Here is a 17,884-nt window from a genome sequence, read left to right on the forward strand (position 1 = left end):
ACCTTATCCGGCGGCGGGGAAGAAGAGCACCGGTCCGTCGACGCCGACCTCGACCATGTCGCCCACTTGGTGGACGGCGACGCCCCTGGTCCTGGCGCGGATCACCACGCCGTCGTCCATGGTGACGGTGACGGCGGCGTCGTGCCCGAAGAACTCCACCCGCGCCACCCGCCCCCTCGGCGCCGCGGACGCCGGGCTGCCGGCCTGCCCGTTTCCTGCACCGTCGGCCGGAAGGGCGGAACCGGCCGTCAGGGTGACCTGTTCCGGGCGGAGGGCGACGAAGCCCGCCCCCGCCACCCCGTTCGACCGCTGCCGCAACCGGCCCAGCGCGCACGAGGCGACCCCGCCCGACGAGATCGCGTCCAGCACGACCGCCTCGCCCACGAACGTCGCCACCCCGAGATCGACGGGCGACGCGTACACCTCGGCGGGCGTGTCCGACTGCACGATGAGGCCGTCGCGCATGACCGCGACCACGTCCGCCATGGACAGCGCCTCCTCCTGGTCGTGCGTGACCAGGACGCACGTCGCCCCCGCGCGTTTCACCGCCGACCTGACCTCGTCACGCACGACCCCGCGCAGCGACCTGTCCAGCGCGTTGAAGGGTTCGTCGAGCAGGACCACCCCCGGTCGCGGCGCTAGCGCACGGGCCAGGGCGACCCGCTGCTGCTGGCCGCCGCTCAGCTCGTGCGGCATGCGGGAGCCGTACCCCGCCAGGCCCACCAGTTCGAGGCACTCCTCGACCCGTGACGACCACTCCGCCCGGGAGCCCCCGCGCGGGAGCCCGAACCCGACGTTGCGCGCGACGGACAGGTGCGGGAACAGCGCCGCCTCCTGCGGCACGATCCCCACCCGCCGCTTCTCCGGCGGCAGCGCGGTCACCTCGCGCCCGCCCAGGGAGACCGATCCCGCGTCGGCGCGTTCGAAGCCCGCGACGATCCGCAGCAGGGTCGTCTTCCCGCATCCGGACGGGCCGAGCACGGCGGCGAAGCTGCCCTCCCGCACCGACAGCGAGGCGCCCCTGAGCACCGGCGCGCCGTCGAACGCCTTCACGATCCCCGAAACGGTCAGTCCGCTCATGCCTCACGCCTCCCGAGCAGGAATCCCGGCACCGCCGCCAGCAGCATCAGCAGCGCGGCGTAGGGGGCCGCGGCGCCGTACGAACCTGAGCCGGTCTGTGTCCACAGCTGGGTGGCCAGCGTGTCCATGCCGGTGGGCCGCAGCAGCAGGGTGGCGGGCAGTTCTTTCATCGCGGTCAGGAAGACCAGCGCCGTGCCCGCCGCCACTCCGGGCAGTGCCAGCGGCAGCGTGACCGACCTGACCGCGCCGAGCGGGCCGCGGCCGAGCGAGCGGGCGACCTCCTCCAGCACGGGTGGCGACTGCACGACCGAGGCCCGTACGGCACCGACGGCCGCCGGCATGAACAGCACCGCGTAGGCCAGCACGAGCAGCGGCCACTGCTGGTAGAGGGGATAGGCGTAGCGGACGGCGAAGAACACCAGCGACAGCGCGATCACGATGCCGGGCAGCGCGTGCCCGACGTAGGACGACTGTTCCACGAACCTGGCCGCCCACGTGCGGTGCCTGGCGGCGATGATCCCCACGGGCACGGCCAGCGCCCCCGTCAGCAGCGCCCCTGCCGCCGAGACGCCGAGCGTGGCGGCCACCGACTCGCCGAGGTCGGCGGCGTCGATGCCGCGCGACGAGCCGTCCAGGAGCCAGTAGCCGATGCCGGCCAGCGGGAACCCGACGGCCAGCGCGGCCACCGCCGCCGCCCAGCCCGTCGCGGCGACCCTGGCGACGGGGGTCATCCGCACCGTGGTGCGCCGCCTGGCGGGGGCGCCGCGCAGCGCGTAGGCCGCCTTGCCCCGCGAGCGCGCCTCGCCCAGCACGATCAGCAGCGTGATGAGCACCAGCAGCAGGCCCAGCACGGCGGCGGGCGTGCGGTTGAAGGAGGCGCGGTAGGCGGTGTAGATCTGCGTGGTGAAGACGTCGAAGCGCATGATCGAGACGGCGCCGAACTCGGCGAGCACGTACATCGCCACGAGCAGCCCGCCCGCGGCCGCGGCGGGGCGCAGCTGGCGCACGACGACGGGGGCGCGGCCCCTGCCGAGGGACAGCGCCACCTCCTCCATCGCCGGGTCCATCCGGCTCAGCGTGGCTGTGGCGGGCAGGTAGACGTAGGGATAGCAGCAGAGCGTCAGCACCAGCACCGACCCCCAGAACCCCGAGATCTCCGGGAAGAGGGAGATCCAGGTGTACGCCGCGACGTACGACGGCACCGCCAGCGGCAGGGCGGCCAGCACGCCGAACACCTTGCGCCCCGGCAGGTCCGTCCGCACGACGAGCCAGGCCAGCGACAGTCCCAGCACCACGCACAACGCGGTGACGACCACCGCCAGCCCGATGCTGCGCACGGCCAGCTCCGCCGTACGCGAGCGGAACAGCGTGGCGGCGAAGGCGGGCAGCCCGCCCTCCACGGCCCGCACGACGAGGTAGGCCACGGGCGCGAGGGACAGGCCCGCGGTGACGGCCGCCGGGACCAGCAGGGCTGAGGGGATGTGACGGGCCACCTAGACCAGGCCTACGTCCTGGAGCAGCTTGAGCGTCTGCTCCAACGAGTCGAGCTTGCCGAGGTCGACCGCGGGCCCGTTGAGGGTGGCGAGCTTGGGCAGGCCCGGCTCCGCCTCCACGCCCGGGATCAGCGGGTACTCCTTGGTCTTCGCGGCGAAGTAGCGCTGGGCGTCGGCGCCGAGCAGGTAGGCGGCGGCCTTCCGCGCGGCGTCGGCGTGCTGGGCGTTCTTCAGGACGCCCACGCCGGCCACGTTGATCAGCGCACCGGGGTCGCCGCCGGGCAGGTAGGCCAGGCGGGAGGGCACGCCGCTCTGCCCGCGCTCGGCGACCTTCTCGTACCAGTAGTAGTGGTTGATGAGGCCGAGCCGCAGCGTGCCCGCGTCGACCGCGTTGAGGATCTCGACGTTGTTCGGGTAGCTCTGCGTGCCGTTGGCCTTCATGGCCTGCAGCCACTGCCGGGTCTTGTCCTCGCCGTCGAGCACCCGCATGGCGGTGACGAAGGCCTGGAAGGAGGCGTTCGTGGGCGCCCAGCCGATCGCGCCCTTCCACTTGGGGTCGGTCAGCTCGAACACGCTCTTGGGCGGCGCGGGCACCGTGCGCGGGTCGTAGACGATCACCCGGGACCGTCCCGACACGCCCACCCACGTGCCGTCGGCCGAGCGGTACTTCGGGTCGACCTTGCCGAGCAGGTCCTGCGGCAGCGTGCCGAGCAGGCCGTGCTTGGCCAGCGCGCCGAGCGCCCCGGCGTCCTGGGAGAAGAACAGGTCGGCGCGGGTGCGGTCGCCCTCCTCCATGATCTGGGCGGCCAGCTCGGCGCTGTCGCCGTAGCGCACCTGGACGTCGAGCCCGGTGGCCTTCTCGAGCTTCTCCAGCAGCGGGCCGACCAGGTTCTCGTTGCGACCGGAGTAGACGACCAGCGCGTCGTCGTCGAAGCCCTTCTCACCGCCGCAAGCGGTGAGCATCGCCAGGGGGACGAGCAGGGTGGCGACCAGCTTACGGAGTGACATGAGGTTTCCTTCTCAGCATGATGGTCGGAGCGAGAGCCAGAGCGAGCACGAGGACCAGCCACGCGACGTGGTAGGGCCAGAAGAGCGCCCAGCCCTGCCGGTAGTCGGGCAGGACGAGGCGGGCGGCCCGGTAGATCGGGGAGCTGACGTCCTCGAACCCGGAGACCCAGGCGATGCGGCCGGCGAGGCCGTCGGCCACCAGCAGGCCGTAGGTGACCACGCCCGCCGCGCCGAGCAGCGCGGCCAGCGCCTTCACCGGCCTGGAGGCTGTGGCCGCGTAGGCGAGGACGAGGATCAGCGCGAGCGGGAGCGCGACGACGAGCTGGCGGCCCGGCCACCAGTAGCCGTGCATGGTCAGCGCCACGAACGTCGCCGTCAGCCAGGCGGCGGCCAGCGGGAGCAGCAGGACCGGCCGCCGGGGGGCGCGCAGCGCGCAGCCGACGGCGGGCACGAGCAGCAGCCAGGCGGGCTGCCAGGCGGCCAGGCCGTAGCCCCTGTCGACGAGCAGGCCGAGCAGGCGGAAGGCGCGGCCGGCGTAGTCGGGGTCGAACCCCATCACGCCGAACTCGCCCGACTGCTGGAAGTGGTCGCCGCTGGCGTAGACGGTCCAGCCGCCCCAGACCAGCCGGTGGATCACCAGGTAGGCGGCGCCCATCACGGCGAACCCGGCCGCCAGCGCTCTCGACCTGGCGCGCCACAGGCCGAGCAGGGCGATGACGGCGGCCACCGGGGCGTACTTCACCGACAGCCACGGCAGGGCGGTGACGACCAGGCCGAACGCCCACAGGGCCGCCGGCCGAGGCCGGCGCGGGTCCGCCGCGGGGCCGGACACCGGCCGGGCGGGCCAGGCGGTCAGGATCGCGACGGCGGCGACCGTCGCCAGGGCCGCGGGCAGCTCCGGATAGACCTGCTGGCCGTACACCGCGAAGGGCGCGCTCGCGAAGGCCAGCGCCACCCCCGCCGTCGCCGGCCGGTACGGCACGCCGAACCGGCGTACCGCCGTCCACAGGGTGAGCGCCGCCAGCGCGCCCGCCATCAGGGCGAGCGTCACCTTGGCCGCCACCCACCCGCCGAGCCCCATCGGTACGGCCAGCAGCACCGGCAGGAGCGGGTCGTGCGGGCTGATCTGCCTGCCGTCCTCGAGCACCTCGGTCTGCACGGGCAGCACCTCGCCGCCCCAGGGCACCCACCTGCGCGCGGCGAGCTCGTCGCTGATGTCGAGGTCGAAGTCCTCGTAGATCGACAGGGCGGTGAGCAGGTACTGCGGCTCGTCGACGGCGACGTGCGCGCCGAAGCTGGCCCGCACCCCGATGCCGAGCAGCGCCGCCGTGGCCGCGAGGAGCGCGGCCCCGGCCATCGCCCACCGCAGGGCGATCCGCCCCCCGCCGGACGTGCCGGGGTGCGCGGGCGTCCCTTCGGAGACCGTTGGACGGGGACCGTCGGGCGAGCGGTGGACCGGCGGCTTCATACCGCGCCCACCAGCTCCCCTGATGTCGCGTGCTGGCGCCGGATCACGGCGAGCAGGTCCGTCTCGGGCGTCCATCCGATCAGCGACCGCAGCCGGCGCGTGTCGGCGAGCGAGTCGTGGGGCTCGGCTCCGGACGCGGGCTCGACGACGAGCGCGACGTCCGTTCCCGTCACCGTCGCGACGGCCGCCGCCATCGCGCGCAGCGTGTGCCCGCGCCCCGTCCCGAGGTTGACCACGCCGGGCATCCCGGTCAGGTCGACGAGGGCACGCGCGGCCTGCCGGACGTCGGTGAGGTCGCGGGTGCGCTCCGGCGACCCCAGCACCCGCAGCGGGCGCCCGGCCACGGCCGCCGCGAGCCAGATCGACAGCGCCATGTCGGGCCGCTGCCCCTCCCCCGCGACCGTGAACGGCCGGACGATCGTGGTCGGCCGGCCGGCGCACAGCGCTTCGAGCCTGGCCTTGCTGCGCGCGTAGCCGCCGAGCGGCCGCAGCGTGTCGGTCTCGGCGCTGGGCCGCCCGTGGCGGGCTCCGCCGTACACGGAGCTGGAGGAGGCGACGACCACGGGCACGCGGCGCGGCACGACGGCCAGCACCCTGGCGGCGGCGAGCACGTTGTCGCGGTGGCGGTGCCATTCGATGCCGGGGCGGTGGTCGCGGACCCCCGGGCGGCCGGCGAGGTGGTAGACGGCGTCGGCGTCCTCCAGGGCGGCGCGGACCAGCTCGTCGTCGTCCATCAGGTCGGCCGTCAGGACGGTCAGCCCGGGACGGGACGGCTGCGGGATCCTGTCGATCCCGATCACCTTGTGGCCCGCCGCGAGCAGCGTCTCGGTCATCGCCTTTCCGATGAATCCGGCGGAACCGGTCACCACGCACGTCACCTGCTACCCCGCCTCTCGTTTCTCCTTGCAGGGTAAAGGTAGCCTAACCTCACTTCGCCTGACCTCCAAGGATCCCGATGCACGTCATGCCCAAGGCCCTGCGCCGCGCCGTCGGCGTCGTCGCGCTCTGCGTGGCCGTCTGGTACCTCGCGGACGTGGTCTCGGGTCCGGCGCTGACCCGGGCCGCCCGCGCCCTGCTCGCCGACCCGCTCGGCCTGGCCGCCGCGATCCTCCTGTACGGCGCGGCGTTCGTGCTGCGCTCGTGGGCGTGGACCCTGGTGCTGCCGGGGCTGCCGCTCGGGCAGTCGTGGGCGGCGATCCACGTGTCGCTGCTGGGCAACCACGTGCTGCCGTTCCGGCTCGGCGAGGCGCTGCGGGTGACCTCCGTGCTGCGCAGGACCTCGCTGGCGCCCGCCCAGGTGGTCGCCTCGGCGGTCGGGGCGCGCTCGGCGGACCTGCTGGCCGTCGTCCTGCTGGCCGTCGCCGCCGCGCCCGCGCTGGTGTCGTCGGCCGCCGGGTGGTGGGTGTGGCCCGTCGCCGCGGTCCTGGCGCTCGCCACGGTCGCCGGCTTCGCGCTCGCCGCCCGCCACCGCAGGGCCGCCGCGACGCGGGCGGCACCGTCCAGGGCGCCAGGCACCGGCGGGCCTGGGGGCGTCCGTGGCCGGGCGGAGTGGCTGCGGGCGATCGCGGTGTGCGGATGCGCGGCGCTCGCCTGGGTGCTGGAGGCCGCCGTCGTCTACGAGGTCGCCAGGCTGGCGGGGGCGGACCTGTCCGCCGCGGACGCGGTCGCCGTCACCGCCGTCACCATCGCCGCCCAGACCGTGGCGGTCACCCCCGGCGGGTTCGGCTCCTACGAGGCCGCGGCCACCGCCGCCATGGTGGCGCTGGCCGTGCCCGGCGGGACCGCCTTCGCCGTCGCGCTGCTCACGCACGCGGTGAAGACCGCCTACTCCCTCGTCGTGGGCGGCGTCGCCCTGGGCGTTCCCGCTCCCGGCTACTTCGGCCGGTTCCGGCTCCCGCGCCGGCTGCCGTCCCGTCCGGCACCGTGTCCCGTGCCGGACGACGCGCCCGTCGTCGCCTTCATCCCCGTCTTCGACGAGGAGTCCACGATCGGCGAGGTGATCAGGAGGCTGCCCCCGGACGTCGCCGGCAGGAGCCTGGTCACGCTCGTCATCGACGACGGCTCCACCGACGCCTCGGCCGCCCGCGCGCGTGAGGCGGGCGCCGTCGTCCTGCCGCAGCCGCGCAACCTGGGCCTCGGCGCGGCGGTACGGCGCGGCCTGGCGGAGGCGGCGCGGCTGCGCCCTGCCGCGGCCGTCTACCTGGACGCCGACCTGGAGTACTTCCCCGAGGACCTGGAGTCGCTGGCCGCCCCCGTCCTCAGCGGCGCGGCCGACTACGTGGTCGGCTCCCGCTTCGCCGGCACCATCGAGCGGATGCTGCCGCACCGCAGGTTCGGCAACAGGGTGCTGACCGTGTGGATGCGCTGGCTGACCAGGCGGCGCGACCTGACCGACGGCCAGAGCGGCTATCGCGCCTTCTCCCCGGCCGCCGCCGCGGCCGCCGAGGTGATCCACGACTACAACTACGCCCAGGTGCTCACGCTCGACCTGCTGGCCAAGGGTTTCGTCTATCGCGAGGTGCCCATCCGCTACGCCTTCCGGCAAAGCGGTGAATCGTTCGTGAAGCTCGGCAAATACCTTCGCAAGGTGATCCCCGCGGTGCATCGTGAGCTGAACACGTGACAGTGGAGGCGCGATGTTACGGCTGGCACAGCTGGTCGCCGTGGTGGTCAGCGCGGGTTTCTCCTTCGGCGGCGTCATCGGCGTCGTCTACTCCCCCGACCCGCCCGCGCGGAAGGCCGTCGCGTTCGCGATGCTGGCCGCCCTGCTGGCGCTGCACCTGCGCAACTGCGTTCGGCGGACCGACGGGAGCAGGCCGCGCCGGTGGCCGGTGACGCTGGCCGTCCAGGCGGTGCTGACGACGGCGGGCCTGGTGTGGTTCGCCGGCACCTGGTACGGCAACACCGGCTTCCTCGCGGCCGCCGTCCTGCTGCTGGTCAGGAGGCCGTGGCCGCGCTGGACGGCGTTCTCGCTGGTGCTGGCCGCCCAGTACTGGTCGGCGACGACCGTGCGCGACACGGTGAGCGAGGCGCTCTACCTCGTGGTCGGGCAGGCCGCCTTCGTCGGCGTCGCGCTGTACGGCGTGGTCCGCCTCTACGACCTGATCGTCGACCTGGGCGCGACCCGGGCGGAGCTGGCCGCCGCCGAGGTCGCCCGCGAGCGGCTGACCTTCGCCGAGGAGCTCAACGCGCGGGTCGGCGGAAGCCTCGAACGCGTCGTCGCCGCCCTGCGGCGGCCCGGCCTGACGCGCGCCGAGCTGGAGTCGAGCCTCGCGACGGCGCGAACGGCGCTCACCGAGGTCAGGTCCGTCTCCCACGCGCACCGCGCCGGCGCGCCCGCCAGGGCGGTGGCCGCCGACCTGACCGCCGGAGTGGTGCGGGTGCTCGTGGTCGTCACCCTGCTGCTCATGATCGTGCCTCATGAGGTGCGCCACCTCCTCCAGATCAGGCCGACGGGGCTCCAGTTGGCGGTGTTCGTCGCCGCGCTGGCCGCGTTCGTGGCCCTGTACCTGCGGACCTGCCTGTCGGACGGGCGCCACCGGCGGTGGGTGCCGGCGGCCATGCTGGTGCTGGCCTACGCGCCGACGCTGGTGCTGGGCGCCAAGCTCTGGTACGTCGCGACGTTCCTGCCGGGCGCCGTCGTCGTGCTGCTGCGCGGCCCGCTGCGGTGGATCGGGGCGGGCGCGGTGGTGGCCGGCGACGTCGTCTTCCACCTGACGGTCTCGGGCCTGGCCGGCAACGGCCTCGACGTGGCCTACGGCGTCGTCTACCTGACCGAGCGGGCGATCGTCGTCTACGCGCTCTGGCGGATGGCCAGGCTGACCGCCCAGTTGCGGGCCGCCCGCGCCGAGCTGGCCAGGGTCGAGGTGGCGCGCGAGCGGCTGCGGTTCGCCAGGGACCTGCACGACCTGCTCGGCTACGGCCTGTCCGTGGTGGTGCTCAAGGCGGAGCTGGCCTTCCGGCTGCTGGAGCGCGATCCCGCCGCGGCCGGGCGGCAGCTGTCCGACGGCCTCGACGCGGCCCGTCAGGTGCTGGCCGACCTCGACTCCGTGGCCGCGGGGCGCGCCCAGATCTCGCTGGCGGCCGAGGCCGAGTCCGCGCGGGCCGTCCTGGAGGCGGCGGGCGTCGAGGTGAGCTGGTCCTTCACACCCGTGCGGCTGCCCACGGAGGTGGACGCGACGCTGGCGACCGTGCTGCGGGAGGGCGTCACCAACGTGCTCAGGCACAGCGCGGCGCGCCACTGCACGCTGGAGATCACGCTCGAGGCGCCGCTGGTACGGCTGCGCCTGGCCAACGACGGGGTGGCGCCGGCCGTACCCGATCGGGACGGCGGCGCCGGGATCGGCAACCTCGAGGAGCGGGTGGCCGCGCTGGGCGGGCGGCTGCGGGCCGGGCGAGCGGCCGGCCGGTTCGAGCTGGCGGCGGAGCTGCCGCTACAGCCAGCCCTCGTCGGCGGCGATGCGGATGGCGTCGACCCTGTTCCTGGCGTTGAGCTTCATGACCGCTGACGACAGGTAGTTGCGCACCGTGCCCCTGCTGAGCGAGAGCCGTACGGCGATCTCGTCGGCCTGCGCGCCGGTCGCGGCCAGCCGCAGCACGTCGACCTCGCGGGCGGCCAGCGGGTTGTCGGCCTTGCGCAGGGCGGCGACGGCGAGGTGGGGGTCGACCACCTGCTCGCCCTTGACCACCTTCCTGATGGCGTCGACCAGGTCGGCGGGCGGCGAGTGCTTGAGCAGGAACCCGCTGACCCCCGAGGCCATCGCCCTGCGCAGGTAGCCGGGCCTGGCGAACCCGGTGAGCACCACCGTGCGGCAGGCGGGCGCCTGGTCGCGGAGCAGGGCCGCCGCGCTCAGGCCGTCGAGCTCGGGCAGCTCGATGTCGAGCACGGCCACGTCGGGCCGCGACTCCAGCACGGCGGGCACGACCTGGTCGCCCCGCTCCACGGCCGCCACGACGGCCAGGTCGTCCTCCAGCGCGAGGACGGCGGCCAGCGTCTCGCGCAGGATGCGCACATCCTCCGCGATCAAGACTCTGATCATGTGAATCCTTCACACGAAACCGGTGAGCGTGGCACTACAACGGTTCTGTCGGTGGTGGCGACTATAACGACAACGGAAAGGAGCACATCATGCAGAAGATCACCACCTACCTCTGGTTCGACAACCAGGCGGAGGAGGCGGCCAACCACTACGTCTCCATCTTCGGCAACTCCAGGATCGTCGAGGTCACTCCGATGATGGTGACCTTCGAGCTCGAGGGCCAGCGCTTCCTCGCGCTCAACGGCGGCCCGCAGTTCCGCTTCACCGAGGCGATCTCGCTCTACGTCGACTGCGAGTCGCAGGACGAGGTCGACGAGCTGTGGGCGAAGCTCATCGCCGACGGCGGCGAGGAGAGCCGGTGCGGGTGGCTCAAGGACAAGTACGGGCTCTCCTGGCAGATCATCCCCAAGGCGCTGCCCAAGCTGCTCAGCGACGCCGACCCGGCCAGGGCGGAGCGGGCCATGCAGGCCATGCTGAAGATGTCGAAGATCGACGTCAAGGCACTCGAGGACGCCGCCAACGGCTGACGGGTCAGTCCTCCACCACGTGATGGGCGAAACGGGCGCGGGCCGCCGCCCAGGCGGCGGCGTCCCAGCCCCGCGGGGTCAGCGCGGCGACGGCGTCGTAGGCCATGGCCATCGCGTGGTGGGTGTTGTCGTGGGCGAACAGGCCGAGCCTGCCGAACGTGGTGACGTGCGGCACCTGCCCCGCCCACGCGTCGAGCCCGGCCAGGTGGCCCGCGTAGCCGTTGCGGTAGACGGGATAGACGTGTGGCAGCCTCCGGACCTCCACGCCCGCGAGCCGCAGCGGGGGCAGGCCCGCGGCGTGGAGGCAGTCCTTGACCAGGTCCTCGTAGGAGTCCGCGGTCCAGACGGCGTCGCCGACCTGGCAGGGGATCTCGAAGCACAGCACGGTGCGGCCGGCGGGGTCGCCGGCGCTGACGCGGTAGTTGGCGGGCTCGGAGATCCTGGTCACGGGCGTCTCAGGGCCGGGCAGGTAGTGCGCGTCGTACGGTGACCAGCGGCCGCCCTCGTGCACGGCGTAGACCAGCACCATCGCCCTGAACTCCAGCCTGCGCGCCGCCGCCGTCACCTCGGCGGGCGGGCCGGGTGTCACCAGCCGCGCCAGGGCGGGCATGGGGATGGTGGAGAAGACGTGCCCGGCCTCGAACCGCCCGGTGTCGGTGTGCACGGTCACGCCCGCGGGCCCCGGCACGAGCGACTGGCAGGCCGTGCCGAGGCGGATGTCGGCGCCCGCCGCTGCCGCCGCCTCGGCCATGGCCTCGACGATCTGGCCGAACCCGCGACGCGGGTAGAAGAAGATCTTTCCCTGCCCGGTCGGCGACCCGCGCAGCACCCTGCGGGCGATCTTCCAGGGGCTGTCGGCGGTGACCCGCTTGCGCGCCTGGTCCGCGTCGATCTCCTCGCCGGGCAACCCCCACAGCTTGACCGCGTAAGGCTCGTACAGGGCGCCGTAAAGCGTCGGTCCCAGGCTCGCCCGCAGCAGCCCCGCGAACGAGTCGTCCCCTCCGCGCGCGACGACCGCGTCGCGCGCGATCCCGGCCAGCATCCGGTACGGCAGGCGCCGCGCCAGCTCGCCCGGCCGCAGCGGGAAGCCGACGAAGCGGTCGCCGACGCGCAGCCTGCCGTTGCGCGGCCTGATCTGGAGATCGTCGCCGAGCAGTCCGCGCAGGTCGGCCAGCAGGTTCGGCGGCGTGGCGGGGTGCAGGCGGTGGCTGCCGTGGTCCACTCTGATCCCGGCGACCTCGAAGCTCGACGACAGCCCGCCCACCTGGGCGGAGCGCTCCAGCACGGTGACCCGCACGCCGCGCAGGGCCGCGCGCCAGGCGGCGGCCAGGCCGGCCGGGCCGGCTCCGAGAATCACGAGTTCCATGGCGCGGTCACCCTACCGGGTGACGTTATGAAAAATATCTTCTCAATACTCTTCTAGAGGAAGGAAAATGTTGAGACGCTGACTCCGGTACGACCCCCCAGTCAAGGAGTCTTCGATGCGCAGAGCGTTGGCGGTCGCGTGCTTTTTACCGCTACTGATCCCCGCAGGGGTCGCGCAGGCAGAAGCGCCGGAGGACCGGCAGCAGGCGTTCGCGGCGGCGGCCGAGGCCTACCAGGTACCGGAGAGCGTGCTGCTCGGCGTGTCCTACCTGCAGTCCCGCTGGGACGCCCACGCGGGCCAGCCGAGCAACAACGCGGGGTTCGGCCCCATGCACCTGACGGACGCGGCGGCCTTCACCGGCGCCAACCACCACGGTGAGGGAGAGGAGGACGCGCGCGGCGACGACAGCCGCCCGCTGGCCCTGCCCGCCGAGCCGCCCGCGGCCCCGGCCGACATCCCCGCCTCGCTGAAGACCATGGAGAAGGCGGCCGAGCTCACCGGCGAGTCGCACGAGACGCTCAGGACCGACCCCGCGGCCAACATCCGCGGCGGCGCGGCCCTGCTCGCCGACTACCAGAAGCAGCTCGGGGCGCCGCTCAGCGACGACCCCGCGCAGTGGTACGGCGCGGTGGCCCGCTACTCGGGCGCCACCGAGCGCGAGGCGGCCAAGTTCTTCGCCGACGAGGTCTACTCGGTGATCGCCTCGGGCATGACGCGGAAGACCGACGACGGGCAGCAGGTCGCCCTCAAGCCCGTGCCAGGACTGGGCAAGATCGTGGAGTGGCTCGACAAGCTCGGGCTCTCCCTGCCCCGCCGCGACGGCGTCGAGTGCCCGAACTCGATCTCCTGCGAGTGGATCCCGGCGGCGTACGCGCAGCTGCCCGACGACGACTACGGGCACTACGACCTGGCCGACCGGCCGCAGAGCCAGAAGGTCGACTACATCATCATCCACGACATGGAGGGCTACTGGGCGCCGTCCGTCAGGATGAACCAGGACCCCACGTGGCCCGGTAGCTGGCACTACTCGGTCAGGTCGAGCGACGGTCACATCGCCCAGCAGATCAAGACCAAGGACGTCGGCTGGCAGGCGGGCAACTGGTACATCAACGCCAAGTCCATCGGCATCGAGCACGAAGGGTTCCTCGCCGAGGGAAGCACCTGGTACACCGAGGCGATGTACCGCACGTCCGCCAAGCTCGTGCGCTACCTGGCCATGCGCCACGGCGTGCCGCTCGACCGGGCGCACATCCTCGGCCACGACAACGTGCCCGGCACGCTGCCGACCACGGTGCGGGGCATGCACGAGGACCCCGGACCGTTCTGGGACTGGGCGCACTACTTCGAGCTCATGGGCGCCCCGCTGCACCAGTTCGGCGGGCCGAAGGCCGGCTCGATCATGATCAAGCCCGACTTCGCGACCAACAAGCCGTACTTCTACGGGTGCGACCGCAAGAACCCGTCGGCGGCGTGCCCGCCGCTGCCCGCCTCCACGGTGTGGCTGCGCACCGAGCCGCGCGCCGACGCGCCGCTGGTCAAGGACATCGGCAAGCACCCCACCGGTGACTCGCTCTACAGCGTCTACGACCACAGCGCCCGCGCCACGACCGGCCAGCGCTACGCCGTGGCCGACCGGCAGGGCGACTGGACGGCCATCTGGTACCTCGGGCAGAAGGCGTGGTTCCACAACCCCGCCGACAACCCGACCGCGGTGCCGTCCATGGGGTTCGTCGTGACCCCCCGCCCGGGGCTGGCCACCGTCCCCGTGTACGGCAGGGCCTACCCCGAGAAGGAGGCCTACCCGGCGGGGATCCCGTACCAGGCGGTGACGCCGCTGCAGTACACGTTCTCGGCGGGAGAGAAGTACACGCTCGCCGGTCCCGCGGCCACCGAGTACTACCGGGCGGTGACCTTCGACCCGGCGCCGCACACGGTGGTGCGCGGCAAGACGCGCTACCTGCAGGTCCAGTTCGGGCACCGGGTGATGTTCGTCAAGGCCGACGACGTCACGGTGTCGTTCCAGTAGGTCCCTCGCATCGGGACCCCGCCCGCCCGGGTGGGGTCCCGATCGCTGTGTCAGCGCTTGCGGGTGAAGTCGGCGACCGCGCGCCTGGTGCTCTGCAGCGCCTCCTGTGAGGTGTCGAACGTCCGCTGCGCCACCCCCACGAACACGCAGTCGACGACGAGCAGCTGGCTGATCCTGCTGGCCAGCGCGCCGGGGCGGAACTCGGTCTCCCGCCCCGCCGAGATCAGCACGTGCTCGGCCAGCTCGGCCAGCGACGAGCGCGGATTGTTGGTGATGGCGACCGTCGTGGCCCCCGCCTCCCCCGCCAGCCGCAACGGCTCCAGCACGTCGGGGGTCTCGCCGGAGGTGCTGATGCCGATCGCGACGTCGCCCTCCTTGAGCAGGACGGCGCTGGTCAGGGCCAGGTGGGCGTCCTGGAAGGCATGGCTGGACAGGCCGATGCGCATGAGCTTCTGCGCCATGTCCTCGGCGACCAGGCCGGAGGCGCCCACGCCGTAGGAGTCGATCCTGCGGGCGCCCACGATGGCGTCGACGACCAGGCCGAGCCGTTCGGAGGTGAGCTGGGCGACGGTGTCGTTGATCGCCTCGGACTCCGCGCGGGACACCTTCAGGATGACCTCCGACAGCGGGTCGTCCGGGGCCAGGTCGCCCGGGACCAGCCGGTCAGGCTGCGCGGCGGCGGCCGCCAGGGCCAGCCTGAGCTGCGGGTAGCCGGCGAACCCGAGGAGCCTCGCCGTGCGGACGATCGTCGCCTCGCTGGTGCCCGAGGCGGCCGAGAGCTCGGTGATGGTGCTACGGGCGACGGTGGCGGGGTCCTCGAGGATGAGCCTGGCCACGGTCTGGGCGGCGGGGGTCAGCGACGGGAGGACGCCGCGGACGGTGGCCACGAGCGTATCGGCCCTGAGAGCGTTCCGGGTGTCTTCCACATACCGATTATGGGGCCTGGACGGGCGCACCGATCGCTGTCGGACGTCCTTCCCACAAACCGTCAAAGCGGGATTCGACCTGGGGTCTCGAAGGCCGCCCGGCCACCCGGGGGAACCGGGCCCTCGACCGTCCCGCAGGCCCTCGACCGTCCCGCGGGGCCCGGTGTCCCGGGCCCCGCGGGCAGGTGGTCAGCGGAGGGTGCCGTTGGTCATGCCGGCCGGCTCCTCGGGCAGCGCGATCAGGCCGAGCTCCGCCGGCGAGGCCATCAGCGGGTGGTGCGGGACGACCCGCACCGTGTACCCGAAGGCGCCCGTGCTCTCGAGCGGCACCTTCCCCGCGTAGTGCGCCTTGCCGTCGTCGTTCGTGCCCTCCAGCGCCATCGTCAGGTAGCCGGGGTTCAGCAGCTCGTCGTGCGGGCCGACCTTGCCGTACGCCGTCTGGACCAGCACGTCGGACGGCTCGAGCTCGCCGAGCGCGACGGTGGCCCGCAGGTCGAGGGCGGCGCCGACCTCAGGCGTGTCGCCGACACCCGACGCCTCCACGTGCTCCACCCTGACGCCGGGCCACGCCTTGGCGGCGCGCAGCCGCCAGGCGGCGAACGCCTTGGCGGGCGCGTAGACGTCGGCCGACAGCGCGCGGGCGCCGGCGGCGGCGGGCGTGTAGAGACCCACGACGTAGTCGCGGAGCATCCGCCCGGCCAGCACCTTGGGCCCGAGCGAGGCCAGCGTGTGGCGCACCATCTCCAGCCACCTGCGGGGCAGGCCGTCGGCGGCGCGGTCGTAGAAGCGGTCGGAGACCTCGTGCTCGATCAGGTCGTAGAGCGCGGCGGCCTCCAGCTCGTCGCGCCGGTCGGGGTCGGCGACGCCGTCGGCGGTGGGGATGGCCCAGCCGTTGGTGCCGTCGTACCACTCGTCCCACCAGCCGTCGCGGATGGACAGGTTGAGCCCGCCGTTCAGCGCCGACTTCATGCCCGAGGTGCCCGAGGCCTCCAGCGGTCGCAGCGGGTTGTTCAGCCAGACGTCGCAGCCCTGCACGAGCAGCTGGCCCAGGGCCATGTCGTAGTCGGGCAGGAAGACGATGCGGTGCCGCACGTCCTCCTCGTCGGCGAACCGCACGATCTGCTGGATGAGCTTCTTGCCGCCCTCGTCGGCCGGGTGCGCCTTGCCCGCGATGACGATCTGCACCGGCTTGTCGGGGTCGAGCAGCAGCTCCCTCAACCGCGCCGGGTCGCGCAGCATGAGCGTGAGCCGCTTGTAGGAGGGCACGCGGCGGGCGAACCCGATGGTCAGCACGTTGGGGTCGAGCGCGTCGTCGACCCAGGTCAGCTCGGCGTCGGAGGCACCCCGGTCGCGCCAGGAGCGGCGCAGCCGTACCCTCGCCGCCTCGACCAGGCGCTCGCGCAGCAGGCCGCGGATCTCCCAGATGTCGGCGTCGGGGATCTTGTGGACGCCCTCCCAGCCCTGCCCCTTGTCGATCAGGGACGGCAGCTCGCGACCGGCCAGCTCCATGATCTCGCGACCGACCCACGTGGGCGCGTGGACGCCGTTCGTGATCGACCCGATCGGGACCTCGTGCAGGTCGAAGCCCGGCCAGAGCTCCTTGAACATCTCCCGGCTGACCTCGCCGTGCAGCTCGGAGACCCCGTTGACGCGCTGGGCCAGGCGCATGCCCATGATCGCCATGTTGAAGCGGCCCGGCTCGCGCTCGGCGCCCAGCGCGAGGATGCGCTCGACGGGCACGGTCGGCCAGGCGTTGTCGCCGCCGAACTGCCTTTCGATCATGTCGGCGGGGAAGCGGTCGATGCCGGCGGGGACGGGCGTGTGGGTGGTGAACACCGTGCCCGCGCGCACGGCCTCCAGCGCCTCGTCGAAGCTCAGCCGCGACTCGGTCAGCTCGCGGATGCGCTCCAGGCCGAGGAATCCGGCGTGGCCCTCGTTGGTGTGGAAGACCTCGGGCTCGGGGTGACCGGTGATCCCGCAGTAGGCGCGGATCGCCCTGACGCCGCCGATGCCGAGCAGCAGCTCCTGCATGAGCCGGTGGTCGGTGCCGCCGCCGTAGAGGCGGTCGGTGACGTCGCGCGCGGCCGCGTCGTTGTCGGCCACGTCGGAGTCGAGCAGCAGCAGCGGCACCCTGCCGACCTGCGCCACCCACACCTGCGCGTGCAGGGCGCGGTGGCCGGGCAGGCCGATCCGAATGTGGACGGCGGTGCCCTCCTCGTCCTTCAGCAGGGTGAGCGGCAGGCCGCCGGGGTCGAGGCTGGGATAGTGCTCCAGCTGCCAGCCCTCGGGCGACAGCGACTGGGTGAAGTAACCATGGCGGTAGAGCAACCCCACCGCCAGGATCGGCACGCCCAGGTCGCTGGCCGCCTTCAGGTGATCTCCCGCCAGGATGCCGAGGCCGCCCGAGTACTGCGGCAGGGCCGCGGCGATGCCGTACTCCGGCGAGAAGTAGGCGATCGCCTCGGCCGCGTCGGGCAGCGTCTGGTACCAGCGCGGCGCGGTCATGTACTCGCGCAGGTCGTCGGCTGCGTCGGCGAGGCGACGCAGGAAGCGGCGGTCACCCGCCAGCTGGCGCAACCTGGCCGGGTCGACGGCGCCCAGCAGTGCGACGGGGTCGTGCCCAACGCGTTCCCAGACGGCCGGATCGACCTCGGAGAACAGGTCGGTGGTCTCTGGATGCCACGACCACCTGAGGTTGTGCACGAGCTCGCCGAGGGCGGCCAACTCCGTGGGAAGGACGGTGCGGACGGTGAACCTGCGGATAGCTCTCACGATTCCGACCCTAGGTGGTGAGTGGTGGTGGACAAGCAGCAGTCCCGTAGATCGATCACTTCCCTCTGACAACCCTTCCGTGAAGATGCATTAATGGGGACACTTGGGGCACTCCCCACTTTGAACCCGAAACACCGTCCGGGATGGCGTCCTCAGCTTCACGCGTGAAGGTGCGAGGA

The 17,884-nt window shown here is 73.0% G+C and carries 13 protein-coding genes; 4 read left to right on the plus strand and 9 right to left on the minus strand.

The genetic code is table 11. The features are described from left to right. Positions 1 to 3: 3 nt before the first annotated feature. From ABZX22_RS17510 to ABZX22_RS17530, 5 genes are read right to left on the minus strand one after another with little or no spacing between them, the layout of a single operon-like run. On the minus strand, positions 4 to 1,080 hold the full coding sequence (locus tag ABZX22_RS17510; protein WP_354909830.1) for an ABC transporter ATP-binding protein: 1,077 nt from the start codon (positions 1,078 to 1,080) through the stop codon (positions 4 to 6). Continuing rightward, positions 1,077 to 2,573 carry an iron ABC transporter permease gene (locus tag ABZX22_RS17515; RefSeq protein ID WP_354909832.1) on the minus strand — a complete coding sequence of 499 codons (1,497 nt, stop codon included), beginning with the start codon at positions 2,571 to 2,573 and terminating at the stop codon, positions 1,077 to 1,079. The genes ABZX22_RS17510 and ABZX22_RS17515 overlap by 4 nt, the downstream gene beginning before the upstream one ends. Beyond that, entirely contained in the window at positions 2,574 to 3,581 is a 1,008-nt protein-coding gene (locus ABZX22_RS17520) for an iron ABC transporter substrate-binding protein (protein WP_354909834.1), read from the minus strand. Next, positions 3,568 to 5,049 carry a hypothetical protein gene (locus ABZX22_RS17525; RefSeq protein ID WP_354909837.1) on the minus strand — a complete coding sequence of 494 codons (1,482 nt, stop codon included), beginning with the start codon at positions 5,047 to 5,049 and terminating at the stop codon, positions 3,568 to 3,570. Before ABZX22_RS17525 ends, ABZX22_RS17520 begins: the two co-directional genes overlap by 14 nt. Next, entirely contained in the window at positions 5,046 to 5,918 is an 873-nt protein-coding gene (locus tag ABZX22_RS17530; protein WP_354909839.1) for an NAD-dependent epimerase/dehydratase family protein, read from the minus strand. The genes ABZX22_RS17525 and ABZX22_RS17530 overlap by 4 nt, the downstream gene beginning before the upstream one ends. A gap of 86 nt (positions 5,919 to 6,004) precedes the next feature. Between ABZX22_RS17530 and ABZX22_RS17535 the strand changes: the two genes are divergently transcribed. Together ABZX22_RS17535 and ABZX22_RS17540 are read left to right on the plus strand one after the other, a co-directional pair. Continuing rightward, positions 6,005 to 7,672, plus strand: coding sequence for a lysylphosphatidylglycerol synthase domain-containing protein (locus ABZX22_RS17535; RefSeq protein WP_354909842.1), 1,668 nt, complete (start codon positions 6,005 to 6,007; stop codon positions 7,670 to 7,672). 13 nt (positions 7,673 to 7,685) lie between these two features. Continuing rightward, positions 7,686 to 9,557: a histidine kinase gene (locus ABZX22_RS17540; RefSeq protein ID WP_354909844.1), complete on the plus strand. Its 1,872-nt coding sequence runs from the start codon at positions 7,686 to 7,688 to the stop codon at positions 9,555 to 9,557. Here the strand turns inward: ABZX22_RS17540 and ABZX22_RS17545 are convergent. Continuing rightward, positions 9,483 to 10,088 carry a response regulator transcription factor gene (locus tag ABZX22_RS17545; protein WP_354909847.1) on the minus strand — a complete coding sequence of 202 codons (606 nt, stop codon included), beginning with the start codon at positions 10,086 to 10,088 and terminating at the stop codon, positions 9,483 to 9,485. The genes ABZX22_RS17540 and ABZX22_RS17545 overlap by 75 nt on opposite strands. A gap of 89 nt (positions 10,089 to 10,177) precedes the next feature. On the opposite strand from ABZX22_RS17545, the gene ABZX22_RS17550 reads away from it, so the two are divergent. Next, positions 10,178 to 10,615, plus strand: a complete 438-nt coding sequence (locus tag ABZX22_RS17550; RefSeq protein ID WP_354909850.1) for a VOC family protein — start codon at positions 10,178 to 10,180, stop codon at positions 10,613 to 10,615. Between the two features lie 4 nt (positions 10,616 to 10,619). Here the strand turns inward: ABZX22_RS17550 and ABZX22_RS17555 are convergent, their stop codons facing one another. Then, the gene (locus tag ABZX22_RS17555; RefSeq protein WP_354909853.1) at positions 10,620 to 11,981 is read right to left on the minus strand and encodes an FAD-dependent oxidoreductase; all 1,362 of its coding nucleotides are present in this window, start codon (positions 11,979 to 11,981) and stop codon (positions 10,620 to 10,622) included. 115 nt (positions 11,982 to 12,096) lie between these two features. Between ABZX22_RS17555 and ABZX22_RS17560 the strand changes: the two genes are divergently transcribed. After that, positions 12,097 to 14,007: a peptidoglycan recognition family protein gene (locus tag ABZX22_RS17560; RefSeq protein WP_354909855.1), complete on the plus strand. Its 1,911-nt coding sequence runs from the start codon at positions 12,097 to 12,099 to the stop codon at positions 14,005 to 14,007. 50 nt (positions 14,008 to 14,057) lie between these two features. Here the strand turns inward: ABZX22_RS17560 and ABZX22_RS17565 are convergent, their stop codons facing one another. Continuing rightward, positions 14,058 to 14,933: a MurR/RpiR family transcriptional regulator gene (locus tag ABZX22_RS17565; RefSeq protein ID WP_354909857.1), complete on the minus strand. Its 876-nt coding sequence runs from the start codon at positions 14,931 to 14,933 to the stop codon at positions 14,058 to 14,060. A 189-nt stretch (positions 14,934 to 15,122) separates the two neighbouring features. Continuing rightward, positions 15,123 to 17,705, minus strand: coding sequence for an alpha-glucan family phosphorylase (glgP, locus tag ABZX22_RS17570; protein WP_354909859.1), 2,583 nt, complete (start codon positions 17,703 to 17,705; stop codon positions 15,123 to 15,125). Positions 17,706 to 17,884: the final 179 nt, after the last annotated feature.

It is taken from the genome of Nonomuraea sp. NPDC003804 (assembly GCF_040610675.1).
In the GTDB taxonomy this organism is placed as follows: Bacteria; Actinomycetota; Actinomycetes; order Streptosporangiales; family Streptosporangiaceae; genus Nonomuraea.